This window comes from Rhodococcus sp. 5G237, assembly GCF_053764735.1.
In genome coordinates this window covers 167,235-188,304 of sequence record NZ_JBSNCD010000001.1, presented here as the reverse complement: position 1 = coordinate 188,304, position 21,070 = coordinate 167,235, and the positions used below count along the sequence as shown (strand labels likewise).

The window sequence follows — 21,070 nt, the reverse complement described above, 5'->3', positions numbered from 1 at the left end:
ACATGCCCGGGCCGCTCGACGGACTGCTCGTCATCGATGCTTCATGGGGGATGCCCTCCTCCATAACCTCGCTGCTGTTGGCTGACTATGGCGCGCATGTCGTGAAGGTCGAGCGGCCGGGCGGTGGTATCGACGCCACCGCCCCGGAACGCAAGATGTGGGATCGCGGCAAGTGGAGCATCGTGCTCGATCCCGAAAATTCCGACGACGCCGAGACTCTGCGGCAACTGCTGCGTCGCGCCGATGTCTTCATCGAGTCCTACGGTGTCGCACGGAGCAAGGAGCTCGGCCTCGACTACGAGGACCTTCGTGTCCTCAACCCGAGGTTGCTCCACCTGTCCACCACGGCATACGGCCGGTCCGGGCCGTGGCAGGACCGGCCCGGTTACGAAGCGCTGGTCGCCGCCCGGATGGGATTCATGGCCGAGCAGCCCGGGCACCGGAAGGGTCCGATCTTCTTGGGGCACCCCAGCATCGGGTACACCACCGGATTCCTCGGAGCGATCGGCATTCTCGCCGGCCTGCGCGCCCGTCGCGTGACCGGACGAGGACAACGCGTCGACGTCTCCATCCTCGACGGTGTGCTCGGGCAGGCACCGATGAACTGGTGGTTCACCTCGAAGGACGAGTCCTACCTCGACACCGAGGAAAAAGGCCACTTCGGTCATCGCCGCGTGCTCATCGACCTGTTCGAGTGCGGTGACGGCGAGTACCTCATGATCCACACCGGCGGCAACGGAGCCTTCAAGGCCGCCATGGAGGTACTGGGGGTGGGTGAGCACTTCCAGACGGTGACCGGCAAGGTCGAGATGGCGGTGCCGCTGAACGAAGAGGAGTTCCGGATCGCCCGGCAGGAGGTGCCGCAGATCTGGAAGACACGTCCTCGCGACGAATGGCTCGAGTTGCTGCGCGCTCGTGACGTGGCGGTCGTCCCCGTGCTGCGTCCCGGCGAGATCCTCGAACACGAGCAGGTGCGGCACGCCGGCCTCGTCATGGACATGCCCGACGACGAACACGGAACACTGCGGCAGGTCGCGCCGGTGATCAAGTTCTCGACCGCCGCCCCCGAACTTCCCGAACCCGCCCCGGCGGTCGGGCAGCACCAGGAGAAATTGTCCGAGCTGCTCGGTCTCGAACCGAAGGCGGCCGAGTCGGGCCGAGACCTCGATCATCCGCTGACGGGCCTGCGCATCCTCGATCTCAGCCAGTTCATGGCTGCTGCCTACGGCGCGAAGTATCTGTCGGATCTGGGCGCGGACGTCATCAAGATCGAACCGCCCATCGGCGATACGATGCGCTCGCTGCCCGACCCGTTCGAGGCCTGCCAGCGAGGCAAGCGCGCCATCGTCCTCGATCTCACGACCGAGGAAGGCAAGAGTCACTTCCTGCGTCTGCTAGACACCGCCGACGTCGTCGTCCACAACCAGCGTCCCGGCAAGGCCGAGAAGCTCGGCGTCGATTACGAGACACTGCGCAAGATCAAGCCCGACCTCATCTACTGCTACCAGCCCGGCTGGGGCGCCGACGGACCGTGGGCGATGGAAAAGAGCTTCGCCCCGCTGCTCTCGGCACTGACCGGACTCATGTACGTTGCCTCCGGAGCCGGCAACAAGCCCGTGCGCCGGGCGCGAGCGAGCGAGGACTACTACGGCGGATTCCTGGGAGCCACCGGCATCCTGATGGCGCTCGAACACCGCGCCCGCACCGGAGAAGGCCAGTTCATCCTGGCCCCGCAGTTGCACGCCAGCCTCTTCGCGGTCAGCGAGCACATGACCGACGGCGATCACAAGCCGCTGGATACGGCTCGTCTCGACGCACACCAGCTGGGGCTCTCGCCGACCTACCGGCTCTTCGAGACGAGCGACGGCTGGGTCTGCGTCGCAGCGGTCGGGCAGCGCGCGCAGGATCGCCTGCGCGACGCACTGCACTCGGTGGGCGCCGATACCGGCGGCCCGAACGGCGAAGAAGCACTCGGTGCGGCCCTGGAGACCCACCTGTCCGGTTTGGACACGACCTCCGCGACCGAATGGCTCGACTCGCATAGTATTGCCAACGAAGTGGCGCGGGACACACCCTATATGCCGGAATTCTTCTGGCAGGAATGGGCGGTGGAATCGGGTCACGTCTTCGAACACCTAGAGCACGCGGACTGGGGTTACATCAGGGAAGTGGGCTTGACCGTGAGGTTGTCCGAGACGCCCGGTCGGAAGACCGGCCCCGGACCCACCCTCGGACAGCACACCGCAGAGGTACTCGACTCTCTGCAGGCCTGACTCCCACCCTGGTCGCGCATGCGATCAGAGGAGAGAGATGCCTGCCGAAGAGGCGAACAAGCCCACCACGCGGAAGCCGGTACGCAGCGAATCGAGTCCCGTACCCTCCCTGCGCCGCCCGCAGAAGATGTCGGAGTACACCGCGCGTCAGGTGGTGGCCGACATCGTGGAGTCGGGTCTCGGCGCCGGCGACCGGCTTCCCGCGGTGGCTTCCATGGCCGAGCACTACGGGGTGGGATACGCCTCGGTCCGCGAAGCTCTGCGCATGCTCGAATCGATCGGATTGATCAAGGTCCGGCCCGGACCCAACGGTGGACCGGTCGTCAACGATCGCGACGGCGCGGAGTTCAGCTCGGTCATCCGCCTCTACTGCCAGATCATGGGCGTCACCTACCGCCACATCATCGGCGCGCGGCAGGCACTCGAGCCGATACTGGTGCGCGAGCTGGCAACCGACAGCGCCCCGGAAGTCCGCCGGGCTCTGCTCGACATCACGAGCCGAAACCCGGAACCCGGGGCCATCTTTCGTGCGCAAGCACACGAATTCCACGACCTGATCGCCAGTTACTCGGTGGCGAACCCGGTGCTGAGCCTGTTCGCACGCGCTGTCTGCCAGATCTATCGGGAATTCATCCGCGCGGAAGGCCCCAGTACGGAACCGGCGGATCGTCCCGAGATCCTCGCCGAGCATCGGGCCATCGCGGAGGCCGTGGCCGCCGGCGACGGAACGCGTGCCGAGGAACTGATGGTCAAGCACATGGCCGATCTCGCCGAGTACGTCGAGACGCACTACGCGATGGCTCTCGACTCCGTCATCGAATGGGTCTGACCCGCGACCTTCCATTGCTGCATAACCGAATTCGGTGACCGGGAAGATCTCGGAACTCCTGTGAACCGGATCTCATCCAATGGCACTTTCCCCTCCTGCAACCTTCCCTCCTGCGCCTAGGGTCCAACTATCGCGCAGCCCGGAACAGAGGAGGAAAGATGCCAAGACGAGGCGACCCGCATCCAGGTTCAGGAGTCGGTCACGAGGCTGCGGTAACCACCGTGCTGGAGGCCGTAGAAGACATGCTTCCCGGGATCGGCGAGCGTACCGCTCAGGCCGATGCCGAGCGTCGTCTCCCGGACGCCACGGTGAAGGAGATCGCGAACAGCGGTGTGATGCGTCTGCTGCAGCCCAAGGCATTCGGTGGATACGAAGCAAGCCCGGTAGCGTTCTACGAAGCAGTGCTTGCGATTGCCGAGCGTTGCGGTTCCACCGCATGGGTGACCGGCGTTGTCGGTGTACACAACTGGCAGCTCGGCCTTTACGACGAGAAGCTCCAGCAGGAAATCTGGGGAGAGAACCAGGACACCTGGACCAGTTCGTCCTACATGCCCGGCGGCAAATTGACGCGAGTGACCGGCGGATTCGAGCTCACAGGTCGATGGAGCTTCTCCTCGGGTAGCGACCATTGCCGATGGGCCATCCTCGGAGCTCTCGAGATGCAGGAGGACGGCCCGCCGACCACCTACAACGTGGTCGTGCCGCGAACCGACTACGTCGTCGAGGATGTCTGGCACACAGTGGGTCTGCGTGGCACCGGCAGTAACGACATCGTCATCGACGGTGCCTTCGTCCCGGATCACCGGGCACTGACCAAGACGCAGGTCTACACCAACGACGCACCGGGACGCGCGCTCAACACCTCACCGCTGTTCGGCATGCCGTTCACGACACTGTTTCCCAGTGCAATCACCAGCCCCGTCATCGGTATGGCGAAGGGCCTCATCGACCTCGCGCTGGAGTACCAGGGCACTCGTGTCAGCCGGGCACACGGCAAGATGCTCGACGCCGACCCTTACTCGGTGGCCGCTCTCGGCGGAGCCGCGAGCATCGTCGATGCGTGCCGGCGGCAGTTGCTCGGCAACATCGGTGGCATCTACGACACGTTGATGGCGGGTGGAACCCCTACAACCGACCAGCGTTCCACGGCACGCCGGGATCAAGTGCTCGGCACCGTTCGGTGTGTTGCCGCCATCGACGACATCTACGACCGCCAGGGTGCCGCGGTGATCCGCGAAGACCACCCTATGGCCCGTTTCTGGCGGGACGCGCACACGGCCAAGCATCACACCATCAATACGAACGAACGAACCCTGCACAGCTGGGCGCACAACGCCATGGGGCTGGGCCCGAGCGAATCGATCGTCTGAGCAAGAAGGACAAGTCATGAGCACCAAGAAGAACTACACCATCGTTTCGGCCGACACCCATGCCGGCGCAGATCTGTGGGAATACAAGCAGTACCTCGCCTCGAGCTGGCACGAAGAGTTCGACGAGTGGGCCAAGGCATACTCGAGCCCCTGGGACGACCTGGTCAACGACACCGCCGCCCGCAACTGGGACAGTGAACTTCGCCGCAAGCAGATGGAAGAGGACGGCGTCGTCGGCGAGGTGATCTTCCCGAACACCATCCCGCCCTTCTTCCCGTCGATCGTCAACGTGGTGCCGCTGCCCACCACGCAGGAGCAGTACGACCGCCGCTGGGCCGGCATCCAGGCGCACAACCGCTGGCTCGTCGACTTCTGCAAGGAGCTCCCGGTCCAGCGTCGCGGCATGATCCAGGTGTTCCCGCACCAGGTCGAGGACGCGGTCAAGGAGATCTACTGGGCGGCCGAGACCGGCGTCATCGGTGGCGTGGTCATCCCCGCCAGCCCGCCGAACCACCCGACCGTCCTTCCGCACTACACCGGTCACTACGACCCGGTCTGGCGCGCAGTCGAGGAGACCGGTCTCGTCGTCGGCACCCACTCCGGTTCCGGTGAGCCCGAGTACCCGGAGGACCCGGCCACGTCGGCCGTCATGCTCTACGAGTTCGGTCTGTTCACCAACCGCACCCTCTCGCACATGCTCATCGGCGGTGTCTTCGAGAAGTTCCCGAACCTGAAGTTCTCGATGACCGAGCAAGGCGTCAAGTGGGTCCTCGAGACGCTGCACAAGCTCGAGGTGCAGTTCTCCGCAGTCTCCGATCGGCCGTGGTTGGAGATGTTCGTCAAGCAGGCGTTCGACAAGCTGACGCTGCGCCCGAGCGAGTACTTCGCCCGCAACTGCTTCGTCGGTGCCAGCACCATCCGACCCGGCGAGGTTCAGCCGGCCCTCGGCCTCGGTCCCGGAAACGTGATGTGGGGCAGCGACTACCCGCACCGTGAGGGCACCGCGCCTTACACCCGCGAGCACCTCCGTGTCGCGCTGGCCGACGTGGAAGAGGCAGACGCCCGCCGTCTGCTCGGCGAGACCTGCGCCAACCTCTACGGGTTCGATCTCGCTGCGCTCGACAAGATCGCCGAGCGGGTCGGTCCCAGTGTCGAGGAACTGAGGGTTCCGCTGGCCTCCGAGGACTACCCGCGTGACTGCGAGTGGTTCCAGGACGCCATGCAGACCCTCGCGCGGTGACAAGGAAATATCGATGACGATCCACTCGCTCGGCTATCTCCGTCTCACTTCGGTCGACGTCGACGCGTGGACTCGCTTCGGGACCGACGTCCTGGGGATGACCGCGCAACGGTCTCCCCAGGGCGGGGTCGCCTTCCGGATGGACGAGCACGCTGCTCGCCTGGAGATCGTTCCCGGAGATGCGAGCGCTGTCGCCGGTATCGGTTTCGAAGTGGAAAACCGCGGGGTGCTCGACCTTCTCGCCGCCGATCTGACGAGCCGCGGATTCGAGGTCCGGAGCGGGACCTCCGCGGAATGCGACGCCCGCAGAGTGCGTGATGTGCGGCTGGTGAAGGACCCGTTCGGAATGCCGCTCGAGCTGTACAGTGGGCCCTCGCTGGTGCACGATCCGCTCGAAACCCGTCATGTGCGCGAGTTCGTCACCGGTGATCTCGGAATGGGCCACGTCGTCTTCGGCGGCCCCGAGGCCGATGACGCCTTGACGTTCTACCGGGACGTTCTCGGCTTCGTCGACCGCAACACCATGCGTGCGATGGGGCCGGATGGTAGACGGGGTGACGAGCGGATCACCTTCCTCGGCTGCAACCGTCGCCATCACACGGTGGCGCTGATGAAACGGCCGGCGCCCGCGCAGTTGATCCACTTCATGGTGGAGGTCGGTTCGATCGACGACGTCGGCCGTGCGTACGACCGCGCACTCGACTCCGGTATCCCGCAGCGCCTTTCGTTGGGCCGGCACAGCAACGACGGGATGGTCTCGTTCTATTCGACGACCCCCGATGGTTTCACCGTCGAGGTCGGATGCGAAGGGCGCCTGATCGAACCCGGGACACCGACCTACGAAACCACTGCCACCAGCTACTGGGGGCACAGAAAGGTAAGTGCATGACATCGTCGCTCGAGTGCGATGTCCTCGTGGTCGGCGGCGGTGCGGGCGCACTCACAGGCGCTCTCACCGCCGCGACCCTCGGACTCGACGTGATTCTCGCGGAGAAGACCGAGTACCTCGGCGGTACAGCCGCTTACGCCGGAGCCGGATTGTGGTTACCACTGAACAAGGTTTCCGCCGCGGCCTTCGCAGATAGCCGGGAGGAAGTCGATGCGTATGTCGCCGCGACAACCGATGACACCGGTTTCGCCGACCTGCGCGAAGCGTATCTCGATGCCGCGCCGGAGATGATCGACTTCCTCCTGCAGGATCGCTCTCTGGATTTCTACTGGCGAGCCTTCCCCGACTATTACCCCGACGCCCCGGGGTACAAGCCGCAAGGACGCGCAATCTTCCCGAAGCCGCTACCTGCCTTCGCGTTGAGTGGTGTGATGCGGATGATCCGACCGGAACTTCCGCTGATCCGCGGTGGCCACAAGATCGGCAAGACGGTCGAAGGGGGACGTGTCCTGCTGGGCCGCCTCATCCAGGCTTGTATGCGTGCCGGTGTTCGGATCGAACTCGAGTCGCCCTTGCTCGAGCTCGAAACCCGGGAGGGCACGGTCGTCGGTGCACGCCTGGGCGGACGCGACGGTGACATGCGCGTACGTGCGCGTGCCGGGGTTCTGTTGGCAGCGGGCGGTTTCGACCATGACATCGAGATGCGTAAGCGCGAGGGGCATCCGGTCGAGCCGGGATGGCAGATGGGCGCTCCGGGCAGTACCGGTGAAGTTCTCGCCGAGGCCCGACGTATCGGTGCCGGGGCCGAGTTGCTGCACGAAGCCTGGTGGACACCGGCCTTTCACACTCCGCTCGGTCCGTCCTTCCGTGTCCGGGAACGTGGACACCCTGGCTCGATCGTCGTCAATCAGGACGGACGTCGCTTCTGCAATGAATCGCTACCCTACGACCGGATCGGGCGGGCGTTTCGCGCCGGCGTGCTCGACGGCACCTTGACATTGCCCGCCTGGTTCATTGTCGATCAGTCGTACGTGGACCGTTACGGTCTCAATGGTGTGCCGCCCCGTGCGCCGGTTCCGGAAGAGTGGCTTGCGGGTGGCTTCGCGTATCGCGAAGACACGCTCGAAAAGCTCGCAAGTTCCTTGGGGATACCCGCGGACAATTTCGTCGAGACCGTGGAGCGGTTCAACAAATTCGCCGAAACCGGTATCGACGAGGAGTTCGGTCGCGGCAACAATGCGTTCGATGCGTTCTTCGGCGATCCCGACGTGTACCCGAACCCTGCACTCTCCCCACTGGAAAAGGGGCCGTTCTACGCCTTGCCGATGGTGCTCAGCGATCTGGGTACCAAAGGCGGGCTACGCGCCGACCCGCATGCTCGCGTACTCGACGAATCGGGCGAGCCGATCACGGGTCTGTACGCCGCCGGAAATATCATGGCGTCGTGGACGGGTTCCTGCTATCCGGGTCCCGGCGCCCCGATCGGTTCGTCCATGGTCTTCGGCTATCTCGCGGCCCGACACATGGTGAACAGGATGGCGGCATGAGCCGGACCGGACTGCCGTCGCCCGACACCGCGGGATTCTCGAGTGAAGACCAGGATCCGCGTCTGGCCGACTGGGATCGGCTCGCCGACTGGCTCCGCGAGCGTGGTATCGGACCGGACGAGGACAGTCGCGTCGAAGTACTCGCCGGTGGCACCCAGAACATCCTCATCCGTTACTCCCATGCGGGTCGCGACCTCGTCCTTCGTCGCCCACCGCTGCATCTGCGCAAGAGCAGCAATTCGGTGCTGCTGCGAGAGATCGAGATCCTCCGGGCGCTGAATGGCACCGACGTTCCCCATGCCGGCCTGGTCGCCGCATGTACCGACGACAATGTCACCGGATGGGTCTTCTACGTCATGGACATGGTCGACGGGTTCAATCCGGCCGTCGTCGTTCCTCCACGTTTCGCCGATTCCCGTGACCTCAGGCGCGATCTCGCCTTCCATGCGATGGACGTGCTCGCGACGATGGGCAATCTGGACCACCGGAGTGTGGGCCTCGAAGAGTTCGGTAAACCGGAAGGATTTCTGGAACGCCAGGTGCCTCGATGGTTGCGGGAACTCGAGTCGTTCAGCGCACTGGACGGTTACGAGGGCGTCGAACTCCCGGGACTCGACCGCATCGTGACCTGGCTCGGGGAGAACCGGCCCGCATTCTTCCGACCCGGCATCATGCACGGTGACTACCACCTCGCCAATCTCATCTTCTCCGAGGACGATGCACGTGTCCTGGCCGTGGTGGACTGGGAGATGGCAACCATCGGCGATCCGCTACTCGACCTGGGCCGATTCCTCGCGACCTGGCCGTCGGCCGAGGAACCCATCGGGACCGCCGGCCCCATCTACCGGACCGAAGGTCTGCCCCTCGCCGACGAACTCGTGAACAGGTACCGGGCCACCAGCACTCTCGACGTGAGCGCGGTGGACTGGTACATCGTGCTCGCCTGCTTCAAGATCGGCGTCATCCTCGAAGGAACCCACGCTCGTTCGTGCGCGGGACTGGCCGACCCGGCCGTTGGCGCCCGACTCCACCGGATGAGCCAAGCCCTGTTCCGCCGCGCAGAAAGAATCGTCTCGTGACCACGACCTCCTCACCCGTACAGACCGACCCGTTGTTCGACGTTCGCGACAAGGCGGTGCTGATCACCGGGGGCAGCCGCGGCCTGGGCCTGCAGATGGCACACGCCTTCGCGGCACGGGGCGCGAACGTGATCGTGGCCAGCCGCAAGATCGAGGCCTGTGAGGAAACCGCGGCGGAACTGCGCAACACCTACGGCGTCGACGCCGGTGCCTATGCCTGCAACGTGAGCGACTGGTCGCAATGCGACGACCTGATGGACGCGGTGCACGAGCGGTACGGCCAACTCGATGTGCTGGTCAACAATGCCGGGCTCTCGCCGTTGTATCCGAGCCTCGACAAGGTCGAGGCGGCGCTGTTCGACAAGGTGATCGGCGTCAACCTGCGAGGCCCGTTCCGGCTCTCGGTGCTGGCCGGGACCAGGATGGCCGAAGGCCGCGGTGGTTCGATCATCAACATCACCTCCACCCAGTCGATCAAGCCGCGTCCGCACGCTCTTCCGTATGCGGCTGCGAAGGCAGGACTGAACGCGATCACCGAAGGCCTCGCCCATGCCTTCGGCCCGGAGGTTCGGGTCAACGCGATCCTGTGCGGCCCGTTCCTGACCGAGGTATCCGAGGCATGGGACATGGAGGAATTCGAAGAACGCGCACAGCGGACCATGGCACTGCAACGCGGCGGCCGGCCGGAGGAGATCATCGGCGCAGCACTGTATTACGCCAGCGACGCATCGAGCTTCGCCACGGGAGCAGTGATGCGTCTCGACGGCGGCTACGTCTGACCGAAGGACACGGTGCCCGGGGGATGCGGTCGGTAGCAGAATCCGGTCCCATCCCCCGGCACAGACCTCTGTCGGCACGGCCTTTCGACTTTTATGTTTCCTCACATGGGAACGCACACTGCGGAATTGATCGTTCAGCGGAACGTCGAAGTGCCGATGCGAGACGGCACGATCCTGCGAGCCGATCTCTATCGACCCGCCGGCGAAGGACCCTTCCCGACGCTGCTGCAGCGCACGCCGTACAGCAAGGACTTCAACCCCGGCCTGTGGGTCGTGCTCGACCCGATCAAAGCCGCTTCCGCCGGTTTCGCAGTCGTGGTGCAGGACGTCCGGGGACGCGGGCGCTCCGACGGCGACTTCTACCCCTTCACCGCCGAAGCCCAGGACGGTGAAGACGCGGTGGCGTGGGTGCGAGCGCAACCCTGGTGCAACGGTGCCATCGGCATGTACGGCAGTTCGTACATGGCCGCGGCCGCCTGGCAGGCTGCCAAGCGATCCCCCGAAGGACTGATGGCACTGGCACCCTTCCAGGCCAGCAGCGACTACTTCGAGGGACGCAGCTACCGCGGCGGCGCCTTCGAACTCGGCGCGCTGCTGGGTGTTTCGCTCAACGCGCTGGGCGGAGGAATCGCTCACCGGATGATCAAGCGTGGCGAGCTGCGCCCGTCCGCAGCGCGGGAGGCCCGCGAAGCGGTCAACGACCTGGCACCCTGGGCCAGGACCGCACCGATCGAGAAGTTGCGCGAGACGGTCCTGGGAGACATCGCGCCGTTCTTCTTCGACTGGGCCGCCGCCGACGATCCCACCTCCGAGGTCTGGACCTCGCTCTCGGTGGAATCGTCGTACCCGAACGTCTCCGTACCGGTCCTTCACCTGAGCTCCTGGTACGACCAGGCGCACGTGGGGACGCTCCGCAACTTCGAGGGAATGACGAGCCGAGCCCCCGAATCCGTACGCGACCAGCAGTTCCTGCTGATGGGCCCGTGGGCGCACCGCGTTCCCCGAGGAAGTACGCTCGGCCAGTTGAAAATCGGCGATCTCTACTTCGGGACGAGCGCGATGTTCGACATGGACAACCTCCAGATCGGATTCTTCCGCAGCGCTCTGGCAGGCGAACCCGCGACATGGCCGTACCCCGAGCGGGTCCGGTTGTTCATGATGGGTGAGAACGCTTGGCGCAACTACTCGCAGTGGCCCCCGGCAGAGGCGCAGACGCGTCGCCTGCATCTCGTCGGCAACGGTACCGCCGCCCGACAGGACGGGACGCTGTCGTGGGATGCACCCGAGCGGGAAGTCGCCGACAGCTGGCAGCACGATCCCACCGACCCCGTGCCCACCTCCGGTGGCGCCCACATGACCCCGGAGGCGGTCTGCCCGGCCGGACCGATCGAACAGACCGAGGTGCAGCAGAGGGACGACGTGCTCGTCTTCACCGGCCCCGAACTGACCGAGGACCTCGACGTCATCGGCTGGGTCGACGCCGAACTGTGGGTGGACGGCAGCGCGGTCGATGCCGACTACTCGATCACCGTCAGCGACGTCCACCCGGACGGTCGCAGTTACAACGTCTGCGACGGCTACCTGCACGTTCGGGCAGGTGCAGCCACGGCAGAGGCTCCGATACGGATCAGCCTCGGCGCGACCGCCCAGCGGTTCCGGGCCGGGCACCGCATCCGGGTGCACATCGCCGGTAGCTCCTCGCCACGTCACCCCATCGTCGGGGGGATCGACGGCGCCGTGCGCACCCAGACCGTTCGGTGCGGGGGAGTTGCGGCCTCGGCGGTGCTGCTTCCCATCGTCGACGCAGCCCCTACTGCTTCCTGAACTTCCCGCCCACCTCGATAGGAGACCAGATGCTGGACACGGTAGACATCACCCGCGAGGGAACCCGGCGCACCTTCGACGGCCCCACCCCGCTGAGCTACCACATCGCCGGCGAGGGTGAAGCCTTCGTCATGCTGCACGGCTCGGGCCCCGGTGTCTCGGGGTGGGGCAACTTCGGTGCGAACCTGCCCTTGTTCTCGCAACACTTCCGGACGATCATTCCCGACCAGCCCGGCTTCGGCGCGAGCCCTCGTCCCGAGATGGACCGCCCCTACCATCGGATTTCGTCGGATGCTATCGCGGCCCTGCTCGACGAACTGGGAATCGAGAAGGCGCACGTCCTCGGTAACTCGATGGGCGGCAGCGTCGCAGCACGTTTCGCTCTCGACCATCCCGACCGTCTCGGCAAGCTCGTTCTGATGGGACCGGGCGGCGTCGGCGCGGCGATCCTGTCGCCGTCCCCGCCGGAGGGGCTCGGCCGCCTCGTCGAATTCGCCCAGGACCCCACCCGCGAGAAGTTGGTGGCGTGGATGAAGACGATGGTCAGCGACAAGGCGTTCATCACCGAGGAACTGATCGAGGAACGCTGGCGCAACGCCACCGAACCCGGCGCCATCGAATGGCTGCGCCTGTTCTTCTCGCACGTCGGCGGCAAGAGCAAGCGCCCCACCGAAGAGATCCCGTTGTGGGCGCAGGTGCCGAAGATCGCTGCGCCGACGCTGATCACCTGGGGCCGCGACGACCGCGTGACCCCGCTCGAGATGGCGTGGCTTCCGTTGCGTCAGATGCGCGAAGTGGAACTGCACGTCTTCTCGGGCTGCGGTCACTGGGCGATGACGGAGAAGCGCGAGCAGTTCGAGCGCGTGGTCATGGAGTTCCTGACCCGCCCAGTCGCCACGTCCGTGGCGTGAAACGGAGGTAGATGATGCAAGTTCGATCCGGCCAGCGCTACGTCAGCGCGGTATGTGCAACGTCGATCGTGGTGGTCAAGGGACCGTCCTCCGATATCGACCTGAAATGCGGTGGCACCGCGATGGTGGCCGCCGGCACCGACGTGGACTCGCGTCCGGGCCCCGCCGCAGGCTACGACCAGGGCACGATCATCGGGAAGCGGTACTGGGACGAGGAGACCGGCCTGGAGGTCGTGTGCACCTCGGCGGGACCGGGCTCTCTGAGTCTCGGGGATCGGGTTCTGCCCGAACGTCCCCCGCAGCCGCTGCCTTCGTCCGACTGACCCGACCACGAGGAGTCCGGTGAACGACTTCGCAGCTCTGAAGGCATCCGAGATCACCGAGTGGGACCGGCAGGTCGACGTCATCGTCGTCGGATGCGGTGCCGCCGGTGTCTCGGCTGCGATCGAGGCCCGCGTCTCGGGGGCCGAGGTTCTCGCCCTGGAAGCCGCCGGTGAACCCGGCGGCACCTCGGCGATGTCCGGCGGCCTGATCTATCTCGGCGGTGGCACAGCCCTGCAACAGGCCTGCGGATTCGAGGACTCGCCCGAGGAGATGGCCCGTTTCCTCATGGCGGCCTGCGGGCCGCACGCCGACGAGGAGAAGGTGCGGATCTACTGCGAAGGCAGTGTGGCGCACTACGACTGGCTCGTCGACTGCGGTGTGCCGTTCAAGCCGTCCTTCTGGTCGGCTCCCACTGCCGAACCGTGGAACGACGACGGCCTGATGTTCTCCGGAGGCGAGGACGCCGCGCCCTTCGCCGGCCTCGCGAAACCGGCACCTCGCGGTCACTGCCCTGCTGCGCCGTCGGCGTCGCGGCACGGCAGCGCCGGAGGCTTCCTGTTGATGGAGGTGCTCGCGCGTCGCGCCACCGAACTCGGTGTCGAGCAGAGCAACAACACCCGGGTGCGACGGCTCGTCGTCGACGACGACGGAGCGGTGGTGGGGGTCCTCGCCCGCCGGTTCGGTAAGGACCTGTTGCTGGCGGCCCGTCGCGGGGTCGTTCTCACCGCCGGTGGGTTCATCTACGACGAACGGTTGCTCGCCGATCACGCGCCCGCGCTGGTCGGCACCGACAAGCTGGGCGTGGAGGACAACGACGGATCGGTTCTCCGCGCGGCCATGGCAGTGGGCGCGGCGACGGTGCGCATGGACGCCGGTGAAGCCGCGTTCTCGGTACCGCCGGCTCTGGTCAAACCGGGCGTACTCGTCAACGCTTCGGGGCAGCGCTTCATCAACGAGGACGCCTATCTCGGCCGCGTCGGACAGCACGGACTGTTCCGTCAGGACGGACGGGTGTGGTTGATCCTCGACGAGGAGATCTTCGACGCCGCAGAGGAATTCCGCGGTCCTGTCCAACCCGGATTCGTCGCCGAAACCATCGAGGAACTCGCCGAGGAAACAGGTCTGCCGGCCGGCGCCCTCGCCGACACCGTGGCCGCCTACAACCGCGCCGCCGAAACCGGGCACGACGAACGCTTCGGAAAGTCGCCGCGTTGGCTCGCGCCCCTGCGATCACCGTTCGCGGCGATCGACGCGAGCGGACGATTCCGCACCTTCACGCTCGGCGGATTGAAGACCACCCCGGACGGGACGGTGCTCGACCACGACGGTGCGCCCGTGCCCGGGCTCTACGCGGCCGGTCGCATCACGTCGGGTATCCCGGCCACCGGATATGTCAGTGGTGCATCGCTGGGCGACTGCACTTTCTTCGGACGACGCGCCGGGGCATCCGTCGCCCTTGCGCAACCACGGATTTCGGCGAAGGAGACCGTCTCGTGCGCAACCGACTGATCGACGATGCCGCGACCCATCCGTGGCAGGAAGTGTTCGACGTCGTCGTCGTAGGAAGTGGTGCGGCGGGTCTGGTCGCGGCCACCATGGCCGCCGACGGAGGCGCCTCCGTGCTGCTGCTCGAGAAGAGCGCCCGATTGGGGGGAACCACCGCGCTGTCGGGAGGAGCGGCGTGGATCCCGGCCAACGGTCACGTCGGCGAATTGGGCGGTACCGACTCCCGGGCCGATGCCCTCGCCTACATCAAGGCCCTGGCCGGTGACGACGTGCCGGACCCGGAACTGATCGACGTCTTCGTCGATACGGCGCCGCAGATGCTGGACTATCTGGAACAGCACACGCCACTGAAGATGGCGGCGATCCCGGGCTTCCCCGACTACTACCTGCACCTCGAGGAGATACCGGGACGAACGTCGGGTGGCCGCGCGGTCGAGGCACTGCCGTTTCCCGTTCGGGACGAGCTGCCCGACCATGCCGATGCTCTACCGGTGCGGTCCACCCTGAACATCTTGGGGGAGAGAACGACTCACGCCGAGGAACGCACTCGGCAGGACCCCGACGAACTGGCGGCGGAGATCGCGCGGCGCACGGCCGCCGACGTGCGCGTCAAGGGCGTCGCACTGGTGGCACGACTGCTGCGGGGACTTCTGGATCGCGGGGTGGTCGTCCGCGCCTCCAGCCCTGTCGACGGACTGATCATCGCGGGGGACGACGTGGTCGGCGTGCGATCCTGCGGCGTCGACCTCGGTGCGCGGCAGGCTGTCGTCCTGGCCAGCGGCGGTTTCGAGTGGGATTCCGAATCGGTGCGCGGCTTCATCGGATACGACGTCGTGCCCGTCAGTGCATCCACCAACACCGGCGACGGACTGAAAATGGTGCTCGAGGCCGGCGCGTCGGTGGCGAACATGCGGTCGTATTTCGGCACGGTCGTCGCATACGACCCGGCGCTGACCGAGGCGGGCGAACCGGTTGCCCAGGCGGGCCTGCCGATCCGCACCCATGCGGCCTCGCTGATCGTCGATGCTCACGGTGAGCGGTTCGTGAACGAACACACCCGCTACAACGACTTTCCGAAGGTCTTCGGCAATCACGACACGCGAGGGCCCGGGCTCCCCAATCTCGGTGCCTCGTGGCTGATCTTCGATTCCACTGCCCGTTCCCGGATCGCGGTGCTGTCCGCTGCCCCCGGTGGGCCCGACCCGGACTGGCTGCACCCTTCGAGCGATCTCGACGCACTCGCGCAGCGGATCGGCGTCGACGCCACAGCCTTGACGGCAACGGTCGCGGAGTACAACGACTTCGCGAAGCAGGGGACGGACCCGACGTTCGGCCGGCGCGCCCTGGCCCCGGTCGAGACGGCGCCCTACTACGCGCTCCGCCTTCATCCAGGAACACTCACCACCACCGGTGGTCCTCGAATCAACTCGTGTGGCGAAGTACTTCGACACGAGGGTGTCCCGATTCCGGGACTGTTCGCTGCAGGAACCGTGGCAGCCGGTGTCTTCGGACACCTCTACCCGTCCGGTGGTTCTCCGATCGCTGTAGCAATGACCTTCGGATTTCTTGCCGGCCGAAGTGCCGCGGCAGCATCGAGACGTTGGGGTTCCTGAGAGCGAAGTCGTGACGTCCGAGGGAAGGGAACGGATCTGAAATGCGTGTTGCGCACAGGGTTGCTGCACTGGCGTCGTCATCGACCGTCGAGTTGGCAGACAGGATCCGCACTATGCGTGCGTCCGGCACCGACATCATCGATCTCACTGGGGGAGAGCCCGATTTCGACACTCCCGCGGCGGTGGTCGATGAAGCTGTCCGAGCTCTGCACGACGGATTCACCCACTACACGTCGAGCAGCGGTGTACCCGAACTCAGGGCCGCGATCGCCGACAAACTGCGCACCGACAACGGGGTGATCGTCGATCCCGAGTTCGGAATCTGTGTGACCCCCTCGGCGAAACACGCTCTGTTCGCTGCGATCATGACCGTTCTCGATCCTGGAGACGAACTGATGATCATGACACCGGGGTGGGTGAGCTACGAGTCCATGGTGTCCTTGGCCGGCGGCTCGATTGCGAAGGTCCCGTTGGAAGCGCGCGACGGTGCCTTCCGCGTGACCCAGGGAGCGCTGGAGGCGGCGGTCAACTCCCGAACTCGGGCGATCCTGGTGAACACGCCGAACAACCCGACCGGGAACGTGTTGACTGTCCGAGAAGTCGAGACGATCGCCGAATTCGCCGAAAGACACGACCTCTTCATCATCTCCGACGAGATCTACGAGAAAGTCATCTACTCCGGCTACCGTCACCGCAGTCTCGCAGCGCATCCGAAGGCGGGAGCCCGCACATTCACTGTGAACGGATTCTCCAAGGGGTACGCCATGACCGGGTGGAGACTCGGGTATGTCGCCGGACCCTCTTTCGCCATACAGCAACTGCTGAAAGTTCACCAACACACCGTGTCGTGTGCAAGTTCCTTCGTTCAGCGTGGAGGGCTGGCTGCCCTCACCGAAACAGAAGAAGCCGTCACTGACATGACTCGTGAATACGAACGGCGCCGCAACCTTGTAGTGCACGGTCTCAACAGGATTCCCGGAATTCGATGCGCCCTGCCGGAAGGGGCATTCTACGCATTTCCTTCCGTCGAAGAACTCGGCGTGGGAACCGGTGTCGACACGGCTTCCTGGCTGCTGGAGGAGGCTCAGGTCGCTGTAACGCCGGGGGAGGTCTTCGGTCCGGGAGGTGAGGGCCGCGTTCGACTGTCCTTCGCGGCCTCCTACGATGTTCTGGCCGAAGCGCTGCGCCGAATCGAGACCGTGTGCCGCTGCCGGCCGGCAGCGGGGTACGTCACCCCATCAACGATCACCACTTCCCTCACGACCGGCGAGTACACGGTTTGACTTCAGACATCGGGGTTCCCCTCCGTGGGGATCCGTATCGGGTCTGAGGAGTGTTGTCCCGTCAGCCGCTTCCCGCACCGACCCGGCCACAGTCCAGACGTGGTCGGTAGCCCATCAGGACTGGTTGTCCCGCACGGCACGTTCGGTCGAGTACGCCCGGATCGCCCGTCACGCCGATGTGTCGGCCGGCTCCGACACCGGTTCGCTGCGGCAACCGATGTTGTCGACCGTGCTCTTGGCCCGGTGACATTCGGAGGAGGGAATTTCGGGGTGAAGGCTTCGGGTGAAGAACCAGGTGGATTTGCCGGTTTTGTACGCTCGGTAAACGACCACACTTTCATCCCCTCGCAAGGTGTGGTCGCGCTGTAGCTCACTCCCCCTCGGGCTACAGCACCGGACTTGTCATCTGGTGAAGGTGGCAGGTTTCAGGGTGTTCAGCTCACCCCTCGGAGCGGCACCCTCCTTGTGCCCGGATCCTTTGGCTCCGGGCACAAGGATCCCAGGAACGATCACGCACGCCCTCGGCGTGCGGAATCGCGATCGTCTCTTGCGTCCCGATCCGGGGACATCAGTCGGGTGGCAAGCCCGCGGTCTGTACCGCCGCAGGGATGTCGATGCCGGGTGGAAACGAAGAAGGATCGGGTGGGTTCGGTCGCCTCTCGGCGAAAGGTGCAGCACGGTTCCAGCCGAACGGAAATCCGTGAAGGCAACTGGGTTGAGCCCGGGGGACACGAAGACGCCCCCGATCCGCTCAGCACACCACGACCCGAAGACGAGGTATTCCCGGGGTCGAGCGGTGGCGGACGGAGCAGGGTGACCTGCAGAAATCATTCGGATTCCGGGATGCTGAACCGAGTCATCCCCCTGCGTGCTGTGCGTGCACGCACAGCACGCACAGCACGCACGATGTCGAGAAGATCGACTGGCTCCCGAAGAAAGGTGCACGGGGTGCATCGAGTCTCGGGATGCGGGCGAGTTCGAGGACCTGCATGGTGGTCAACCCCTGCTCGGGGGGGAGATCCGAAACGCACGGTCTCGCCGGTCGTCAGGCGTGCCCGCACCCGCACCTGCATCGGATCGGAGGCGAGCGCGAGAGTCAACCGGGGATGACATCGAAGCCGCGCCCGGCGTACTTGATGCGTTCGAGTCGGCCACCGCCGGTGCCGGGAACCAGGAGATCCACCGACAGGGGAGTGTCGTCCCCGGAGGGCGCCTCGTAGTGGTTGCCGGTCACCAACCGATAGCCACGGGCGAGCAGCGCGGTGTGGAAGGTGGCATCGGCCGCGGCGAGGATCTCCACCTCGGTCACATCACTCATGGGGCGGCCTTCTGTTGGGCCACGGCGAGCACATGATCGGCCGCTTCGGCCGCTTCGGCGGCGTCGGCGCCGCCGGTGCGCCACAGCGTCGGGTCGGCCGGGACCTGCACGGCCAGGGTGTGCTCGGCCGCGGTGGCGGGACTGAAGCCGGCGGCGCTCAGGTCGACGAACCGATCGGTATAGAGCAGCGCCCGGGTCGGCAACCTTCACGGGGCGTACACATCGGCCTCCGCATCACCACTGACCAACGACGAAATACCTTGTTGGGTGCAGAATTCCGGTGCCTCGGTTCCGGTCCATGGTCGAAGTCTGCCAGGCGGAATTGCCGGGATCCCTACACTGAGTCGCAGTGTCACACCATCACGCACAGTGGTCCAGAACCCGGGTTCTCCGACCCCAGAGGATTCCTGCGGGGTAGCAACTCGCACGTGCCCAGCGGGCTTGACGGCCTCTCGACGTGGAGTCCTTCAAGTCACAGGATGGCGCTGATGAACACGGTCATCTTCGCGCAGTTCCGCCATTGCGATAATCATGGATAACCGCGATTGTCCATCATATTGGTTGTTGAGAAGTCGATATACGCGTGCTTGAAGTTGCTAGTTGATATAACGAGATCTTATCCGTCGGGGTGCTTTCGATTGCTTGATCCACAAGTGATTACGATGTCGCCGTCGACGCCTCCGTCCCACCCGGCGTCGTCACCGCTTCCGCGGTCATCAGCCGCGTGATCTCCTCCCGGTCCGCCTGCGACGGCAGTCCCCATCCGTCTCGATAGCCGTACATCTCGCGCAGGGTGACCGCGTGCCGGTTGCCGTCGGCGATCTCGATGTCGTCGACGGTGATCAGGCCGGGATGTACGACCCCGGTCGCCTGCGCGATCTTGAACACATCGCGCCGTAGGGCTTCGATGTAGTCGGCGACGCGGTCGGCCTTCGACGGGACGTCGAGTCCTCGGGTGAGCCAGCGGTTCTGGGTGGCGACCCCGGTGGGGCAGCGGTCGGTGTGGCATTTCTGTGCCTGGATGCATCCGATCGAGAACATCGGTTCGCGTGCGACGTTGACCATGTCGCAGCCGAGTGCCATCGCGACCACCGCGTTGTCGGGTAGACCGAGTTTGCCGGCGCCGATGAAGGTGACGTCGTCGGTCAGACCGGCTTCGGCGAACGTCGCGTAGACCCGCGCGAAGCCGCTGCGGAACGGCAGGGAGACCGCGTCGGCGAACACCAATGGTGCTGCGCCGGTTCCGCCTTCGCCGCCGTCGATGGTGACGAAGTCGACGCCGCGATCGGTCTCGCTCATCCGCCGAGTGAGTTCGTCCCAGAAGGTCGTGTCGCCGACGGCGGACTTGATCCCGACGGGAAGGCCCGTCTCGGCGGCGAGTAGTTCGACCCAGTCGAGCAGACTGTCGATGTCGTGGAACTCCGTGTGCCGGGAGGGGCTCACACAATCCTTGCCGACGGGGATTCCGCGGACCTCGGCGATCTCCGGCGTGACCTTGGCTCCGGGGAGTAGTCCGCCCAGTCCGGGCTTGGCGCCCTGGCTGAGTTTGATCTCCAGAGCACGGATGGGTGCCGATTCGACGACCCGCTTCAGCCGTGCGAGGTCGAAGTGGCCGTCCTCGTCGCGGCACCCGAAGTAGCCGGTGCCGATCTGGAAGATCAACTCTCCGCCGTTGCGGTGGTAGTTCGTCAAACCACCTTCGCCGGTGTTCTGCAGGCACCCGGCCGCGCCGGCACCTCGGTTGAGTGCCTCCACGGCGGCACCGGACAGCGAGCCGAAGCTCATCGCGGAGATGTTGACGAACGATCCGGGACGGAAGGCACGGGCACGCCCGCGCGCGGCGCCGAGGACCTTCGCGGACGGAATGGAGACCTTCTCACCACCGTGAGGAGCGGCCGACGGCGGCAGGTCCGAGAAGGTGCGGTGCTTGATGATCGTGTACCCGTCGGTGTACTCGATGTCGTTGTCGCTGCCGAAACCGAAGGTGTTCGTGACGTTCTTCGACGACGCGTAGATCCATCTGCGCTGGTCGCGATTGAACGGACGTTCCTCGTCGTTGTTCGTCGTGATGTACTGCCGCAGTTCGGGGCCCAACGACTCCAGGACGTAACGCGCATGCCCGAGAATTGGGAAGTTCCGCAGCAGCGAATGTCGTTTCTGCACAAGATCGTAGGCACCGACGGCGGCCGCCGCAGCGGCCGGGATACCGAGCGTTTTCGACCAACCCATTCTCCGAGGGTACGTCCCATCGGCGGCCTCGGAGCGGGAACCGATCGGGGGTTTCG

17 protein-coding genes are annotated in these 21,070 nt (G+C 65.5%); 14 read left to right on the top strand and 3 right to left on the bottom strand.

Annotated elements, in window-relative coordinates; genetic code table 11:
- Window positions 1-2: 2 nt before the first annotated feature.
- The 14 genes from ACWPOC_RS00870 to ACWPOC_RS00805 all read left to right on the top strand — a co-directional run bounded on the left by ACWPOC_RS00870 (window position 3) and on the right by ACWPOC_RS00805 (window position 17,467).
- A complete protein-coding gene (locus tag ACWPOC_RS00870; RefSeq protein WP_455407849.1) occupies window positions 3-2,273 on the top strand; it encodes a CaiB/BaiF CoA transferase family protein in 2,271 nt (756 codons plus the stop codon).
- A gap of 37 nt (window positions 2,274-2,310) precedes the next feature.
- A complete protein-coding gene (locus ACWPOC_RS00865; protein WP_120280796.1) occupies window positions 2,311-3,102 on the top strand; it encodes a FadR/GntR family transcriptional regulator in 792 nt (263 codons plus the stop codon).
- A 221-nt stretch (window positions 3,103-3,323) separates the two neighbouring features.
- A complete protein-coding gene (hsaA, locus tag ACWPOC_RS00860; RefSeq protein WP_455407848.1) occupies window positions 3,324-4,472 on the top strand; it encodes a 3-hydroxy-9,10-secoandrosta-1,3,5(10)-triene-9,17-dione monooxygenase oxygenase subunit in 1,149 nt (382 codons plus the stop codon).
- Between the two features lie 16 nt (window positions 4,473-4,488).
- Window positions 4,489-5,712: an amidohydrolase family protein gene (locus ACWPOC_RS00855; RefSeq protein WP_120280794.1), complete on the top strand. Its 1,224-nt coding sequence runs from the start codon at window positions 4,489-4,491 to the stop codon at window positions 5,710-5,712.
- Window positions 5,713-5,725: 13 nt separating this feature from the next.
- Window positions 5,726-6,601 carry a VOC family protein gene (locus tag ACWPOC_RS00850; protein WP_120280793.1) on the top strand — a complete coding sequence of 292 codons (876 nt, stop codon included), beginning with the start codon at window positions 5,726-5,728 and terminating at the stop codon, window positions 6,599-6,601.
- Window positions 6,598-8,148, top strand: a complete 1,551-nt coding sequence (locus ACWPOC_RS00845) for an FAD-dependent oxidoreductase (RefSeq protein WP_455407847.1) — start codon at window positions 6,598-6,600, stop codon at window positions 8,146-8,148. Before ACWPOC_RS00850 ends, ACWPOC_RS00845 begins: the two co-directional genes overlap by 4 nt.
- Window positions 8,145-9,227: a phosphotransferase family protein gene (locus ACWPOC_RS00840; protein ID WP_230791854.1), complete on the top strand. Its 1,083-nt coding sequence runs from the start codon at window positions 8,145-8,147 to the stop codon at window positions 9,225-9,227. The genes ACWPOC_RS00845 and ACWPOC_RS00840 overlap by 4 nt, the downstream gene beginning before the upstream one ends.
- Complete coding sequence (locus ACWPOC_RS00835) at window positions 9,224-10,006, top strand: SDR family NAD(P)-dependent oxidoreductase (protein WP_225623672.1); 783 nt, start codon at window positions 9,224-9,226, stop codon at window positions 10,004-10,006. The genes ACWPOC_RS00840 and ACWPOC_RS00835 overlap by 4 nt, the downstream gene beginning before the upstream one ends.
- 105 nt (window positions 10,007-10,111) lie before the next feature.
- Entirely contained in the window at window positions 10,112-11,830 is a 1,719-nt protein-coding gene (locus ACWPOC_RS00830; RefSeq protein WP_120280790.1) for a CocE/NonD family hydrolase, read from the top strand.
- Between the two features lie 29 nt (window positions 11,831-11,859).
- Complete coding sequence (locus tag ACWPOC_RS00825; RefSeq protein ID WP_183070608.1) at window positions 11,860-12,741, top strand: alpha/beta fold hydrolase; 882 nt, start codon at window positions 11,860-11,862, stop codon at window positions 12,739-12,741.
- Window positions 12,742-12,752: 11 nt separating this feature from the next.
- Window positions 12,753-13,064 (top strand): hypothetical protein, encoded by a 312-nt coding sequence (locus tag ACWPOC_RS00820; protein WP_120280789.1) that lies wholly within the window; start codon window positions 12,753-12,755, stop codon window positions 13,062-13,064.
- A 19-nt stretch (window positions 13,065-13,083) separates the two neighbouring features.
- Window positions 13,084-14,574, top strand: a complete 1,491-nt coding sequence (locus ACWPOC_RS00815; protein WP_120280788.1) for an FAD-dependent oxidoreductase — start codon at window positions 13,084-13,086, stop codon at window positions 14,572-14,574.
- Window positions 14,559-16,184, top strand: coding sequence for an FAD-dependent oxidoreductase (locus tag ACWPOC_RS00810; protein WP_183070607.1), 1,626 nt, complete (start codon window positions 14,559-14,561; stop codon window positions 16,182-16,184). Before ACWPOC_RS00815 ends, ACWPOC_RS00810 begins: the two co-directional genes overlap by 16 nt.
- 41 nt (window positions 16,185-16,225) lie before the next feature.
- Window positions 16,226-17,467, top strand: coding sequence for a pyridoxal phosphate-dependent aminotransferase (locus ACWPOC_RS00805; RefSeq protein WP_120280786.1), 1,242 nt, complete (start codon window positions 16,226-16,228; stop codon window positions 17,465-17,467).
- Between the two features lie 1,096 nt (window positions 17,468-18,563).
- Here the strand turns inward: ACWPOC_RS00805 and ACWPOC_RS00800 are convergent.
- The 3 genes from ACWPOC_RS00800 to ACWPOC_RS00790 all read right to left on the bottom strand — a co-directional run bounded on the left by ACWPOC_RS00800 (window position 18,564) and on the right by ACWPOC_RS00790 (window position 21,014).
- The gene (locus ACWPOC_RS00800; RefSeq protein ID WP_147414371.1) at window positions 18,564-18,785 is read right to left on the bottom strand and encodes a hypothetical protein; all 222 of its coding nucleotides are present in this window, start codon (window positions 18,783-18,785) and stop codon (window positions 18,564-18,566) included.
- The gene (locus tag ACWPOC_RS00795; protein ID WP_120280784.1) at window positions 18,782-18,988 is read right to left on the bottom strand and encodes a hypothetical protein; all 207 of its coding nucleotides are present in this window, start codon (window positions 18,986-18,988) and stop codon (window positions 18,782-18,784) included. Before ACWPOC_RS00795 ends, ACWPOC_RS00800 begins: the two co-directional genes overlap by 4 nt.
- A gap of 454 nt (window positions 18,989-19,442) precedes the next feature.
- A complete protein-coding gene (locus ACWPOC_RS00790; protein ID WP_120280783.1) occupies window positions 19,443-21,014 on the bottom strand; it encodes an FMN-binding glutamate synthase family protein in 1,572 nt (523 codons plus the stop codon).
- Window positions 21,015-21,070: the final 56 nt, after the last annotated feature.